Raw genomic sequence first — 12,733 nt, 5'->3', positions numbered from 1 at the left:
TTCGCACTTGCGATTGCCCAGGGCGAGTTCCGGATAGGCGATGGACTCGACGGCGACTTCACCCGGGCCCTTGTAGACGACTCCGCGATTGGCTGTACTCATGATTGGCTCCTGTTGTCCGGCTGAGACATCGAGGGGAACGGCCCCGGAGGCATGTCCGGTTGCTACGGTCCTGCCAGTGATGTCTCATCGCCGATTGTTGTAGACGCCCCACGAGTCTAAGCAGGTCGAACACTGAGCCACATCGATTATTTATCCGGACAGTTGATGAGCTGGCGTTATGACTCTGCTCCAACGTGCTTGAAGAGTGCCCGTGATCCGCGAAGCCTCGATCGCTGAGATAGCGCTGGTCCGAGGCTTCGCCGACGGTGCCCAGTTCAGCCGCCACTTTCGCCGCCGACATGGCACGACGCCGAGCGCCTTTCGACGCCGGCACTGATGGCCGAAATCGACAAGCCTTCCCACACCATGGCGAGCAAACTGCCCATACGATATTCGAGTGGAGAGTCGATATGTCGGCCATTGGCGTTAGCTTGCCGAGGCGTGTCGTGCTGACGGCCTGCGCCGCCATGCCGGGTGGTGAGGTGTGGCTGGAAAGGTCGGCATCTGTCGTGGCTGGCGACAAGGGCTCCATGGGGCGAATTGCATGATGCTTCCTCCGCCTCTTGCCCGACATGGCGTGGACGTTCCGGACGGGATAGGGCGGGCGACGCGCGAGAAGGTATCGAGAAAGTAGCGAGAGGAAGGAACGGCATGGAACAGATCGAATGGGCGGATTTCGCCAGGGTCGAGCTGCGCGTGGGTACCATCGTGGCGGCCGAGGCATTCCCGGAAGCGCGGCGGCCGGCGTATCGGCTGCGGGTCGATTTCGGCGAGGCGATCGGGGTGCGCAAATCCAGCGCCCAGATCACCGAGCTGTACGAGCCGGAGGAGTTGGTGGGCAAGCAGGTGGTCGCGGTCGTCAACTTTCCCGCCAAGCAGATCGGCCCGATGCGCTCGGAGTGCCTGGTCACCGGCTTTCATCGCGATGACGGCGCGGTGGTGCTGGCGACGCCCGACCTGCCAGTGCCCAACGGGGCGCGCCTGGCATAGGCAATGTCCGAAAAGTGTCTGCGCTCGGCTATACGGCGTTAAACATCAGCTCGTGCGCGAGTCCGATCAAGGTCCTCATTTACGGCTCGTAAACTCCGGCCTTTCGCTGATGTTTGCCTTGTCTCACCTTCGCTCGTCGACTTTTCGGACACCGACTGGGGCATGATGCTGGGAGGTCATTTCAGCGACGACGGGGCCGCCCAGTGGGCGGCCCCGTTGCGTTGCGGGAAGGGGGAAACGACGGCCGGTGTTGACCGCCAGGGTTCAGGCCGGCCGAGTCACGTAGCGGGTCTCGAGATAGGCGTCGAGGCCCGCGCGGCCGAGTTCGCGGCCGATGCCGCTGCCCTTCATGCCGCCCCAGCCGAGCCCCGGCGGGGCCACCTGATAGGTGTTGCACCAGACGTTGCCGGCGGTGAGGCGCGAGGCGACGGCCTCGGCACGCTCGTGACTGCCGGCCACCACGGTGGCGGCCAGCCCGAAGTCGCTGTCGTTGGCCAAGGCCACCGCCTCGTCGTCGTCACGGACGGCTCGCGCGCACAGCACCGGCCCGAAGATCTCCTCGCGCCACAGCCGGCTCGCGGTCGGCACGTCGCGGAACACCCTAGGTGCGACGAAATGGCCCTGGTCGGGCAGGACGAGCCGGACCGTGGTGGTGGGCACGAGGCCCTCGGCCTCGGCTTCCGCCAGGTAGGCGTTCACCCGGCGTCGCTGGGTGGCGTTGACCAGCGGGCCCAGAGTGGTGGCCGCGTCCTGCGGGTCGCCGGCCACCAGCTCGGCGATGGCCGCGTCGAGCCGATCGTGCAGGGCATCGGCGATTTGCTCGTGGACCAGCAGTCGCGAGGTGGCCGAGCACATCTGGCCGGCGTTGTAGCAGAAGCCCGCCAGCACCAGCTCCGCCGCCTGGTCAAGATCGGCGTCCTCGGTGACGAGTATCGGTGACTTGCCGCCAAGCTCCAGCGAGACGTTGCGGGTGCCCCGGGCGGCGGCGGCCATCACCGCCTCGCCCACCGGGTTGCTGCCGGTGAAGGAGAGCTTGTCGACGCCGGGATGGGCGGTCAGCGGCGCGCCGACGTTGCCGCCGTCGCCGTGTACCAGATTGAAGACGCCGGGCGGCAGTTCGATGGCCTCGGCGATCTCGGCCAGCGCCTGCTCGGGCAGCGGGGTGACCTCGGAGGGCTTGAACACCACCGTGCAGCCGGCGGCCAGCGCCGGGGCCAGCTTCCAGGCGCTGCTCACCAGCGGGAAGTTCCAGGGCGTGATCAGCCCGGCCACGCCGGCGGGGTCCCGGTAGCGGCGCGACACCAGCCCTGCCTCGCCGGTGGCGACGGTTTCGCCCTGGCGATCGTCCAGCGTGCGGGCCTCCTCGGCATAGTGGCGGTAGCAGGCGATGGCATCGGATAGATCCTGCTCGGCCTCGGCTTTCGGCTTGCCGTTGTTGCGGCTGGATAGCGCCTCGAGCTCGCCGCGACGCGCGGCCAGGGCGTCGGCGAAGGCGTCCAGGTAGGCGCCGCGCGCCGCCCCGCCCAGCGCCCGCCAGCCGGGCAGGGCGCGGCGGGCGGCGGTCACGGCGGCGTTCACGTCCTCGGGGGCGCCGGCGGTGATCTCGGCGATCAGCGTCTCGCGGTAGGGATCGGTGACCGGTAGCCATCGGCTACCACGGCTCTCCACCCAGCGGTTGTCGATGAAGTGATGGGTCAGTGCTTGCATGTGGCGGTCTCGTCTCGACGCAGGGGCAGCCAGCGGTGACGCGTCGGCTGCATGCCGGGGAAGTGGCGTTCCACCTGGCGCAGCACCAGGGTCAGCACCACGGTCATGGCCAGGTAGATGCCGGCGATCAGCATCAGCGGCTCGTAGACCAGGAAGGTCTCGTCGCGAATGATGTTGGCGGCCTGCAGCAGGTCCATCAGGGCGATGGTGGACACCAGCGGCACCGACTTGAGCAGCAGGATCATCTCGCCGGTCAGGGTCGGCAGGCACAGCTGGACGGCCCGCGGCAGCCACAGCCGGAAGAACACCTGGACCGGCCCCATGCCGAAGGCGCGGCCCGCCTCGCGCTCGCCGTGGGGCACGCTGAGCAGGGCACCGCGCAGCACCTCGCCGGAGTAGGCGCCGACGCTGAGGATGAAGGTCAGGGCCCCGTAGAAGAACGGATCGCGCAGCAGCGGCCAGATCACGCTGTCCTGCACGCCGGGGATGCCCTCCAGCAGCCGACCGACGCCGTAGTAGAAGAAGAACAGCTGCACCAGCAGCGGGGTGCCGCGCATCACCGTGGTGAAGCCCTTGGCCAGCATGGCCAGTGGGCGGGGGCCCTTGAGGCGGGCGATGGCCACCGCCACGGCCAGCGCCAGGCCGCCGATCGCGGAGACCGCGACCAGCCACAGGGTGTTGACGAAGCCTTCGATCAGGTACTCCTGATAGAAGCCGTCCTGAAGCCAGGAAAAGTCCATGTCAGGCCTCCTCGCGCAGCGGCTGGCCGCGCCGGACGCGGCGTTCCAGGCGGGTGAACAGCGCCGTGGACGACAGCGTCATGGCCAGGTAGATGACCCCGGCGGCGGCGTAGAACAGGAAGTGGGCGCGAGTGCTGGCTGCGGCCTGCTGGATGGTGAAGAACAGCTCGCTGAAGCCGATCACGCTGATCAGGGCGGTGTCCTTGATCAGGATCAGCCACAGGTTGGACATGCCGGGCAGGGCGTTGGGCAGCATGGCCGGAATGACGATGCGGTGGAAGCGCGTCCAGGCGGAGAAGCCGAAGGCGTCGGCGGCCTCGAGCTGGCCGCGGGGAATGGCCAGGATGGCGCCGCGCAGCACTTCGGTCATGTAGGCACCCTGGACGAAGGCCAGCACGCCCACGGCGGTGACGAAGCCGTTGATGGCGACCTGGCCGGGCAGCCCCAGGGCGTTGGTCAGGGTGGTGAGCGCCTGGGAGCCGGCGTAGTAGAGCAGGATGATCAGCAGCAGTTCGGGGACCGCGCGCACCGCGGTGGAGTAGGCCGTGGCCAGGCCACGCAGCGGCGCCCAGGGGCTGAGTCGTGCACTGGCGCCGATCAGCCCAAGTACGAGGCCGATGGCATAGGCCAGCACGGCGATCTCGAGGGTCGTCAGGGCGCCGTGGAGAATCGGGCCGGCCCAGTCGAGCAGTCCCTCTTGGGAAACGTTGTTCATGGGGAAGTCGCGTCCTTGATGAGACAGGGCGAGGCCGGCAGGCGGTCGGGGCCGCCTGCCGGACGAGCGTCGTCGAGGACCGGGATCAGGTGCAGATGTCGGTGCCGAAGTACTCCTCGGACAGCGCGCTGCAGGTGCCGTCCTCGCGGACCTCGGCGATGGCGGCGTTGAGGTCGGCTTGCAGGGCGTCGTCGTCCTGGCGTAGGCCGATGCCCACGCCCTCGCCGTAGGCCTCGTGGCGCGGTGCGGTGGCCTTGATCTCGTAGCCCTCGGCCTCGTCGCGCTCGAGGAACTCGTTCATGGCGATCTTGTCGGCCAGGATCACGTCCAGGCGGCCGGCCAGCAGGTCGCGGTTGACCTGCTCGGCCTGGTCGTAGAGCCGGATGTCGCCGACGCTGTCGCGCAGGGCGCGGCGCGCGTAGGTGGCGTTGGTGGTGGCGGCCTGCACGCCGAGCACCTTGCCGCCGAGGTCGTCGGGGCCGCCCAGCGTCAGGTCGTCGGCGGCCACGAAGGCGCCCGGCGTGAAGTAGTAGGGATCGCTGAAGTCGATGACCCGCTTGCGCGCCTCGGTGATCGACATGGAGTTCATGATCATGTCGATGCGCCCGGCCTTGAGCGAGGGAATGATGCCGCTCCAGCCGGTGGGAGTGATCTCGCAGGAGCGTTCCATGGCCTCGCAGATGGCCATGCCCAGCTCGACCTCGAAGCCGGTCCACTCGCCCTCGGAGGAGGTGTAGGTGAACGGCGGATAGGGCTCGGCGGAGATGCCGATCTTCAGCGGCTCGCTGGCCTGGGCGGTGGCGGACAGGCCGAGTACGGCCGCGGCGGTCAGGGTGATCAGGGGACGGTTCATGCAGTTCTCCTTGGTATTGTCGTGTCGGGCGTGAGTGACTCTCTGCTCGTGGAAGCGATGAGCTGTTCCGGCGACAAGCCCCGGGGTGCCGGACCATAGCGAGGCGCTGTGAACCCATCCCTGGGCGCTACTTTTGCCCTGCGGCGCTCTTGCATCCTGCGCCGCTTGCAGGGCCTGGGTTGGCCATCCGTGGCCAACCCGCTCGACGGGAAGAACATCCACCGGATGTTCTTCTCCTTCCGCCTCGCCCATGGCAAAAACCCTCGCTACGCCTTGTCCCCGGCGCTCATCTCGTCGCGCAGGCCGAGTCAAAGGGAGGTGAAGATGCTCAGGCCGCCGGGGCCACGAAACGCCGGCAGCGCGGATCCTGGCTCTCCTCGAAGACCCGGCGCGGCGTGCCGGCCTCGCCGACGAAGCCGCGGTCGAGGAACACCACCTGGTCGGAGACCTCGCGGGCGAAGGCCATCTCGTGGGTGACCAGCACCATGGTGCGGCCCTCGTCGGCCAGGTCGCGGATGACGCCGAGCACCTCGCTGACGCGTTCGGGGTCGAGCGCCGAGGTGGGCTCGTCGAACAGCAGCAGGCGCGGTTCCATGGCCAGCGCCCGGGCGATGGCCACGCGCTGCTGCTGCCCGCCGGACAGGAAGGCCGGATAGCCGTCGCGCTTGTCGGCCATGCCGACGCGCTCCAGGTAGTGCTCGGCGCGCTCGATGGCCCGGCGCCTGGACAGGCCCTGGACGCGCATCGGCGCCTCACAGACGTTGCCCAGCACCGTGAAGTGGGGCCACAGGTTGAACTGCTGGAAGACCATGCTGACCTTGGCGCGCAGCCGCTGCAGCTGGCGCCGGTCGAGGCCGACGATGTCGCCCTGGGGATTGCGGTCGAAGCGAATCGCTTCATCCGCAATCGCCAGGTCGCCCTGGTCGGGGCGTTCCAGCAGGTTGAGACAGCGCAGCAGCGTGCTCTTGCCGGAGCCGCTGGCGCCGATGATCGAGGTGACGCTGCCCTCGGGAACTTCGAGGGAGACGTCGCGCAGCACCTCGAGCTCGCCGTAGCGCTTGACGAGGTGCTGGACCTCCACCGCCAGGCGGTCGGAGGCGTCGGGGGAGGGGGCTTGTCTCGATGATGTCATAGGCGACTCATGCGATGGTGGAAAGGGAATCGGCGCGGGCGCGCTCGGCGACCCGTGCCAGGCGCCGGCAGGCATTGCGCAGGCGCGCCTCGTCGACGGTCAGGCTCAGGCGCACGAAGCCGGCGGCGGAGGGGCCGAAGGCCTCGCCGGACAGCACCGAGACGCCCTGCTCGTCGAGCAGGCGGTCGGCGAAGGCCTGGGAGGAGAGCCCGGTGGCGCGGATATCGATCATCAGGAACATCCCGGCGGCGGGCTTGACGACCTTAACCCCCGGGCAGTCGGCGAGCGCGGCAACCACGGCGTCGCGGCGGCCGCGGTAGGTCTCGCGCATGGCGTCGAGTTCGGGCAGCGGCAGGCGCAGGGCGTCGCGGGCGGCGTCCTGGACGAAGTCCGGGCAGCCGTAGAGCATGCACAGCGCCAGGTTGCCGAGATGCTCGATCAACGCCTCGGGGCCGAGCACCCAGCCCAGCCGCCAGCCGGTCATGGCGTGGGACTTGGAGAGGCTGTCGACCACCACGGTGCGTTCGGCCATGTCGGGCAGCCCGGCGGCGCAGACGTGCTCGCCCTCGAAGATCAGCTCGGCGTAGACCTCGTCGGAGATCAGCCACAGGTCGTGGCGCTGGCACAGCGCGGCGATGGCGGCCCAGGCCTCGGCGTCGATCAGCTGGCCGGTGGGATTGTGGGGGCTGTTGAGCATGATCGCCCGGGTGCGCGGGGTGATCGCCGCCTCGAGGTCGGCCACGTCCAGGCGGAAGCCGGCGTCGCCGCGCAGCGGGATGCGCACCATGTCGGCGCCGGTGGACTGCAGCACCGCCTCGTAGGTGACGTAGCTCGGCTCGGGGACGATCACCTCGTCGCCCGTGTCGAGCAGGCATTGGGCCGCGGCGTAGAGGCCGCACTGGGCGCCGGCCATGACGATCAGCCGCTCCGGCGTGACCTCGAGGCCGCGGGCCCGGTAGCGATCGGCGATGGCCTCGCGCAGGGCGCGCTTGCCCTGGACGTCGGGGTAGTGGGTCGCGCCGCCGCGCAGGCTGGCCACCGCTCCCTCGACGATCGGCGCCGGGGTATCGAAGTCCGGATCGCCCACCGACAGCACGGTGATGTCCTCGCCGGCAGCCTGGCGTGCCAGGGCGCGGTTGTGGATGTCCCAGGCGGCGGCGCCCTCGCCGGCGATACGCTCGGTCAGTTTGGAGAATCGCATGTCGCTCTCGCTCTGTCAGGGAAGTAGGGGCATCAGCAAAGGCCGGGGCCGTCGGGCAGTCGGCGGCGCTCGGCCTGCCAGGCCCGCTCGGTGCCCGCCGGGCTCTCGGCCCAGGCCTCGTACTGGCGCGCCACGTGCTCGGCCATCGCCGGGGATGCCAGGCGCAGCGGGCGGCCGGTGGCCTGGGCGGCCAGCTGCGCCTGGCAGCTGCGTTCCAGGTCGCGCATGCGCAGGAAGGCCTCGCCGACGCTGCGCCCGCAGGTCAGCAGGCCGTGCTGGCGCAGGATCATCGCCGAGTGCTCGCCGAGGTCGGCGGCAAGCCGCGCCCGCTCGTCGTGGTCCAGGGCGATGCCTTCGTAGTCGTGGTAGGCGAGCCGCTCGTGGAACTGCAGCGCCCACTGGTTGAGCGGCAGCAGGCCTTCCTCGAGGCAGGACAGCGCGACGCCGGCCACGGTGTGGGTGTGCAGCACGCAGGCCACCTCGGGGCGGGCGGCGTGCAGCGCGCTGTGGATGGTGAAGCCCGCCGGGTTGATGCCGAGCCCCGTGGGGTCGTCGAGCACCTCGCCGTCGGCGTCCACGGTCACCAGGTTGTCGGCCTGGACCTCCTCGAAGCGCAGCCCGAAGGCGTTGAGCAGGAAACGCTCGCCGGGCAGGCGCGCGGAGATGTGGGTGGAGACGCCGTCGTCCATGCCGTCCAGGGCGATCAGCCGATAGGCGGCAGCCAGGTCGCGACGGATCTCATTCTCGCTATCCTCGCAAACGGCATCGCTCACAGGCTGGCCTCCACGGCGGCTCGGGCGTCATCGCCGTCGCGTGTCTCGACGCCCTCGAGGAACTCGGCGACGCGCTCGGGGTGGGCGGCCAGCCAGTCGTGGGCGACCTCTTCGAGGTCACGCTCCTTGAGGCTGTACTCGAGGATGAACTCGCTCTGTTCGTCGGCGGATAGCACGAACTGGTCGAGCAGCCGGGCCAGGTTGGGGTTGGCCTCGGCATAGTCCTTGGCAACGATGGTCTTGACGTCGCTGTGGCCGCTATCGGCGCCGAAGACGTCGGCCGAGTCCTCGAGGATGTGCACGTCGTATTCCGGCACCATCCAGTGCGGGGTCCAGCCGTAGAAGAGGATCCAACGCTCCTGCTCGACGGCGCCGTCCACTTCGCTGAGCATGCCGGGCGTCGAGGAGGCCATGAGCTCCCAGTCCCCGAGGCCGTGGGTATCGGCCTCGATGGCGCCGTTGATCATGTCGGTGACCGTGGAGCCGCTCTCGATGCTGTAGATGGTCCGCTCGAAGCGTTCGGCGATCTCCGGGTCGGCGAGCTGCTCGGCGCTGGTGATGCCAGCGTCATAGACGTAGTCGGGGACCGCGAAGCCCATGCGGGCGCCGTTGACGTTGTTGCCCAGGTCGACGATGGCATCGGCTTCCATGGCGGCGTCGTAGCTTTCCTGCTGGGCGGGCATCCAGCCGGCCAGGAAGGCGTCGCTGTCGCCGCTCTGCAGGGTGCTGTAGCCCACCGTGGAGCTGACCTCGAGGATCTCGGTGCTGTAGCCCAGCGGCTCGATGAGCTGGGAGAAGATCTCGCTCTTCACGGTCACCCCGGGCCAGGGCGGCACCACCAGGCGCAGGCGGTCGTCGCGGTCGGCGGCAAGGGCCGGGCCGGCCAGCGTCAGGCCGGCGATCAGGGTCAGGGTCGTATAGTGCGTCCTCATTCAGACGTCTCCTTATCGAAGCCGGTCCAGGCCGGCTCGTGTTGGTGTGTGGAGGCTTTTTCGTTGCTGCGGCAACTTGCCCCGGCGTACCTCTCCTTCTGTGGCCGGGGCAGAAGGCCGATCTTCAGAGCGAGGCGGCCCAGGCGGCGGCATCGACCTCGATGATCAGCGGGGAGTCCGCGTCAGAGAGGCGGCCCAGGGCGTCGTGCAGGCTCGCCGGGTCGCTCACGCCGAGGTGGCGGCAGGCGTAGGCCTCGGCCAGGGCGCGGAAGTCCGGGGCGGCCAGGTCGACGCCCAAGTGCGGCACCTCGCTCATCGACATGTAGCGGCGGATCTCGTCGTAGCCGTCGTTGTTCCAGATCACCAGTGCCACCGGCCGGCCCAGGTCGCGGGCGGTGCCGAGTTCGCCGAGCACGAACTGCAGGCCGCCGTCGCCGACCAGGGCGACCACCGGCTGCTCGGGTCGGGCAAGCGCAGCGCCCAGGGCGGCGGGCAGGCCGTAGCCGAGGGTGCCGAAGCCGGTGGCGGCGTTGAACCAGCGCCGCGGGGCCGGCATCGCGGCGAGGAAGTTGCCGGCGTAGACCGGGCCGGTGGAGTCGCCGACCACGATGGCCTCGGGCAGCGCCTCGCGCAGGGTGGCATAGAGCGGCGCATAGGGGGCGAGCTCCGGGTCGGCGGCCAGCGCGAGCTCGCCGCGTACCTCGGCGGCGCGGTCTGCGCCGCCGCGTTCGGCCGCGTCGGGCAACTGTTGGAGCAGGCCCTGCATGGCCTGGCCGGCCTCGGCGAGGATGGCGAGATCCGCGGCCTGGTTGCGGCCCAGCTGCTGGGGGTCGATGTCGATGCGGATCAGCCGACCGTCGAGCCGGAAGCCCTCGTCGAACACCAGGTCATAGTCGGTCTCGCCGAGTTCGGTACCGAGCGCCAGCACCACGTCGGCCTCGCGGGCCAGCCGGCGCGCGGCGGGCAGGCTCTGGGTGGCGCCGAGATCCAGCGGGTGGTCGAGGCCCAGCACGCCCTTGGCGTTGATGGTGGTGAAGGCCGGGGCGTCGAGGCGCTCGACCAGCGCCCGGGCGGCGTCCGGGACGGCGGCGGTGCCGCCGCCGAGCAGCACCAGCGGGCGTTCGGCGGCAGCCAGCCAGTTGCCGGCCAGGGCCAGCGCCTCGGGGGCCGGGGCCGGCGGAAAGACCCGCGCCGGGGCGCCGGCCGGCGCCTCGGGCGCCGGTGCGGCCATCACGTCGAGCGGGATCTCGATATGCACCGGGCCGGGACGGGCGCTCGAGAACACCGCGAAGGCGCGGGCCAGCACCTCGGGCAGCGCCGCCGGATCCTGCAGGGTGTGGTTGAACACGCTGACGCCAGCGAGCGTCTCGCCCTGGTGGGGCATCTCGTGCAGCCGGCCCTGGCCGCGGCCGAGGGTGGCACGCTGGTTGACGCTGGAGATCACCAGCATCGGCACCGAGTCGGCCAGCGCTTGGCCCATCGCAGTGGCGATGTTGGTCATGCCGGGGCCGGAGATGATGAAGCAGGCCGCGGGCTTGCCGCTGGCCCGGGCGTAGCCGTCGGCCATGAAGCCGGCGCCCTGCTCATGGCGCGGCGTGACGTGGGTCAGGCGGCTGTCGCCCAGGGCGCGATACAGCTCGATGGTATGCACGCCGGGAATGCCGAAGGCGGTGTCGACGCCGTGGGCCTCGAGCAGGGCGATGAGATGCTGGGCGCAGTTCATGAGCGGGATTCCTCTTCGACGATGGGCGGCAGGCCGCCGTAGGGGGCGCGACCCAGGACGCGTTCCACCATGGGCACGAAGTGCGCGAGCGGCAGGGTGTCGTAGTCGGGGTCGAAGCTGGCCTGGTCCCAGTCGTCGCAGAAGCGCACCGTGCGCTCATAGGCCGGATGGTCGCGGAACTGCTCCCGTGCGTGGGGGTCCAGGCCGAAATAGTGGCGGTAGTGGTAGCCCTGGAACAGTTCGTGATGGCGGATCATCCAGGCGTTGAGCGGATCGATGAACGGCTCGAGGATGCCCGCGGCGATCTCGGCATGGTTGGCCGGGGACAGGTCGTCGCCGATGTCGTGGAGCAGGGCGCAGACCACCATTTCCTCGTCGGCGCCGTCGCGCAGCGCCCGGGTGGCGGTCTGCAGGCAGTGTTCGAAGCGATCCACCGGATAGCCATGGGTGTCGCCGGCCAGCCGGTGCAGGTGTTCGAGCACGCGGCGCGGGGCGTCGGCGACGTAGTCGCGGAAGCGCTGGTCGATCAGCGCCCATTCGTCGCGCCGGGCCTCGCCGAAGTGGCGGAAACGAGCCTGGTTCATGCCGTCTCCTCCAGGCGCGATTCGGCCTGCTGTCGGCGCAGCTCTCGGCGCAGGACCAGGCGGCGGCTGGCGGTGCTGTCGCGGTCCACGTAGCCCTGGCGCAGGTGGCGCACGCCGCCGGCCAGCTCATAGGCGCGACGACCGTGGAACAGGCGGTAGTTGTCCATGATCAGCATCTGGCCCGGCTCGAGCTTGAGGTGCACGGTGAGCTCGTCCGAGGTGATCAGCGCATAGAAGGCGCGGCGGGCGGCGTAGTAGCGGGCCAATTCCTCGGGAGGCAGGGCGTCGACCCGTTCGGTGCGATTGTTGTAGCGCACCCGGCTCACTCGGCCCTGGCTGTCCAGCTCGATCAGTGGACCCTCGCTCTCCAGCCAGGTGGTCTCGTCGCGGTAGCGGAACCCCGGCGAGACCCGGGTCAGGCAGTCGAAGGCCGCCGGGTCGCGCTCGCGGAGCACTTCGGCGGCGCGATAGCCGTCGACCAGGGTGTTGTCGCCGCCGTCGGCGGCGTTGGTCAGGCAGTGCAGCCAGATGTAGCCGGGGATCGGATCGCGATAGGGGTTGTCGGTGTGCGGCTCCAGGCCGCGCTGGGTCATGGTCAGGTCGTAGGCGTTGGCCACCGACTTGACGTCGGCGATGCCGCCCCAGTTGGTGCGGCGCAGCGGCCCGATACGCTCGATCAGCGCCTGCATGCCGTCTTCGTCCGTGGGCACGCCGGAGACCAGCACGAAGCCGACGCGGTGCAGCCCTTCCAGCATTGCCAGCAGGGCAGCATCGTCGTCGAGGGCGGCGGCGAAATCGGCGCGGGGCGGCTCGACCAGGCCGGCGTCCCACAGCTCCCGCTCCGGGGCGACCGACTCGCGGGGTTTGTCTTCGGCGAGCAGGTCGGCCACCGGGAAGCGCACGGCGTGACCGTCGCTGAAGCGCAGCGCCAGGGCTTCACCGTCGAGCTCGGCGTGCTCCACGGCCAGGTCCAGGGGCAGCTCGGCGGCCTCGATCAGGCGCTGGCCGGTGCGTGGGTCCAGGGTCTCGGCGTCGGGCGCCCGCTCGCGCAGCCACAGGGCCGCGAACTCGCGGGGCCGGGCATCGAGGTCGAGGGTCAGGCGCTGCCCGTCGGGGGACAGCGTTACCTTGGCGCTTGCGGTCATGGCGATGAATCTCCGGTGATGCAGGGGCGTTGTGTCGGTCGTGGTCAGCGGCGCCGATGACCCGACCGGCTTTACCCTAGCGCCACCTCGCCGTTAAGATTTGCATAAATTCGCCATAAACTTGATCTTTTTTGCC

The 12,733-nt window shown here is 69.8% G+C and carries 13 protein-coding genes; 2 read left to right on the top strand and 11 right to left on the bottom strand.

From position 1 onward, the window contains the following. Positions 1-307: 307 nt before the first annotated feature. A complete protein-coding gene (locus tag FHR96_RS22650) occupies positions 308-439 on the top strand; it encodes a helix-turn-helix domain-containing protein (protein ID WP_183389598.1) in 132 nt (43 codons plus the stop codon). Positions 440-753: 314 nt separating this feature from the next. Then, positions 754-1,092, top strand: coding sequence for a tRNA-binding protein (locus FHR96_RS20630; RefSeq protein ID WP_183389597.1), 339 nt, complete (start codon positions 754-756; stop codon positions 1,090-1,092). A gap of 264 nt (positions 1,093-1,356) precedes the next feature. Here FHR96_RS20630 and FHR96_RS20625 read toward each other — a convergent pair whose 3' ends face one another. From FHR96_RS20625 to tmpA, 11 genes are all read right to left on the bottom strand, one after another. Next, a complete protein-coding gene (locus FHR96_RS20625; protein WP_183389596.1) occupies positions 1,357-2,799 on the bottom strand; it encodes an aldehyde dehydrogenase family protein in 1,443 nt (480 codons plus the stop codon). After that, a complete protein-coding gene (locus FHR96_RS20620; RefSeq protein WP_183389595.1) occupies positions 2,787-3,539 on the bottom strand; it encodes an ABC transporter permease in 753 nt (250 codons plus the stop codon). The genes FHR96_RS20625 and FHR96_RS20620 overlap by 13 nt, the downstream gene beginning before the upstream one ends. 1 nt (position 3,540) lies before the next feature. Further along, positions 3,541-4,254, bottom strand: a complete 714-nt coding sequence (locus FHR96_RS20615; RefSeq protein WP_183389594.1) for an ABC transporter permease — start codon at positions 4,252-4,254, stop codon at positions 3,541-3,543. A gap of 85 nt (positions 4,255-4,339) precedes the next feature. After that, positions 4,340-5,107, bottom strand: a complete 768-nt coding sequence (locus FHR96_RS20610) for a transporter substrate-binding domain-containing protein (RefSeq protein WP_183389593.1) — start codon at positions 5,105-5,107, stop codon at positions 4,340-4,342. Positions 5,108-5,435: 328 nt separating this feature from the next. Further along, the gene (locus FHR96_RS20605) at positions 5,436-6,239 is read right to left on the bottom strand and encodes an ABC transporter ATP-binding protein (protein ID WP_183389592.1); all 804 of its coding nucleotides are present in this window, start codon (positions 6,237-6,239) and stop codon (positions 5,436-5,438) included. 7 nt (positions 6,240-6,246) lie between these two features. Then, positions 6,247-7,440 (bottom strand): pyridoxal phosphate-dependent aminotransferase, encoded by a 1,194-nt coding sequence (locus FHR96_RS20600; RefSeq protein WP_183389591.1) that lies wholly within the window; start codon positions 7,438-7,440, stop codon positions 6,247-6,249. A gap of 32 nt (positions 7,441-7,472) precedes the next feature. Beyond that, the gene (locus tag FHR96_RS20595) at positions 7,473-8,213 is read right to left on the bottom strand and encodes a class II aldolase/adducin family protein (protein ID WP_183389590.1); all 741 of its coding nucleotides are present in this window, start codon (positions 8,211-8,213) and stop codon (positions 7,473-7,475) included. After that, positions 8,210-9,145, bottom strand: a complete 936-nt coding sequence (locus tag FHR96_RS20590) for an ABC transporter substrate-binding protein (RefSeq protein ID WP_183389589.1) — start codon at positions 9,143-9,145, stop codon at positions 8,210-8,212. Before FHR96_RS20590 ends, FHR96_RS20595 begins: the two co-directional genes overlap by 4 nt. A gap of 124 nt (positions 9,146-9,269) precedes the next feature. Then, positions 9,270-10,868 (bottom strand): 5-guanidino-2-oxopentanoate decarboxylase, encoded by a 1,599-nt coding sequence (locus FHR96_RS20585; RefSeq protein WP_183389588.1) that lies wholly within the window; start codon positions 10,866-10,868, stop codon positions 9,270-9,272. Then, positions 10,865-11,452 (bottom strand): HD domain-containing protein, encoded by a 588-nt coding sequence (locus tag FHR96_RS20580; RefSeq protein WP_183389587.1) that lies wholly within the window; start codon positions 11,450-11,452, stop codon positions 10,865-10,867. Before FHR96_RS20580 ends, FHR96_RS20585 begins: the two co-directional genes overlap by 4 nt. Further along, the gene (gene tmpA, locus FHR96_RS20575; protein WP_183389586.1) at positions 11,449-12,597 is read right to left on the bottom strand and encodes a 2-trimethylaminoethylphosphonate dioxygenase; all 1,149 of its coding nucleotides are present in this window, start codon (positions 12,595-12,597) and stop codon (positions 11,449-11,451) included. Before tmpA ends, FHR96_RS20580 begins: the two co-directional genes overlap by 4 nt. Between the last annotated feature and the right edge of the window lie 136 nt (positions 12,598-12,733).

It is taken from the genome of Halomonas organivorans (assembly GCF_014192055.1).
GTDB lineage: Bacteria > Pseudomonadota > Gammaproteobacteria > Pseudomonadales > Halomonadaceae > Halomonas > Halomonas organivorans.
This window is presented reverse-complemented; position numbering and strand designations above follow the sequence as displayed.

Excerpts from the sequence above, each read along its gene's own strand:
- FHR96_RS20630 (WP_183389597.1), top strand. The coding sequence starts at position 754 with ATGGAACAGATCGAATGGGCGGATTTCGCCAGGGTCGAGCTGCGCGTG.
- FHR96_RS20600 (WP_183389591.1), bottom strand. The coding sequence starts at position 7,440 with ATGCGATTCTCCAAACTGACCGAGCGTATCGCCGGCGAGGGCGCCGCC.
- FHR96_RS20605 (WP_183389592.1), bottom strand. The coding sequence starts at position 6,239 with ATGACATCATCGAGACAAGCCCCCTCCCCCGACGCCTCCGACCGCCTG.
- FHR96_RS20610 (WP_183389593.1), bottom strand. The coding sequence starts at position 5,107 with ATGAACCGTCCCCTGATCACCCTGACCGCCGCGGCCGTACTCGGCCTG.
- FHR96_RS20585 (WP_183389588.1), bottom strand. The coding sequence starts at position 10,868 with ATGAACTGCGCCCAGCATCTCATCGCCCTGCTCGAGGCCCACGGCGTC.
- FHR96_RS20590 (WP_183389589.1), bottom strand. The coding sequence starts at position 9,145 with ATGAGGACGCACTATACGACCCTGACCCTGATCGCCGGCCTGACGCTG.
- tmpA (WP_183389586.1), bottom strand. The coding sequence starts at position 12,597 with ATGACCGCAAGCGCCAAGGTAACGCTGTCCCCCGACGGGCAGCGCCTG.
- FHR96_RS20615 (WP_183389594.1), bottom strand. The coding sequence starts at position 4,254 with ATGAACAACGTTTCCCAAGAGGGACTGCTCGACTGGGCCGGCCCGATT.
- FHR96_RS20620 (WP_183389595.1), bottom strand. The coding sequence starts at position 3,539 with ATGGACTTTTCCTGGCTTCAGGACGGCTTCTATCAGGAGTACCTGATC.
- FHR96_RS20580 (WP_183389587.1), bottom strand. The coding sequence starts at position 11,452 with ATGAACCAGGCTCGTTTCCGCCACTTCGGCGAGGCCCGGCGCGACGAA.
- FHR96_RS20625 (WP_183389596.1), bottom strand. The coding sequence starts at position 2,799 with ATGCAAGCACTGACCCATCACTTCATCGACAACCGCTGGGTGGAGAGC.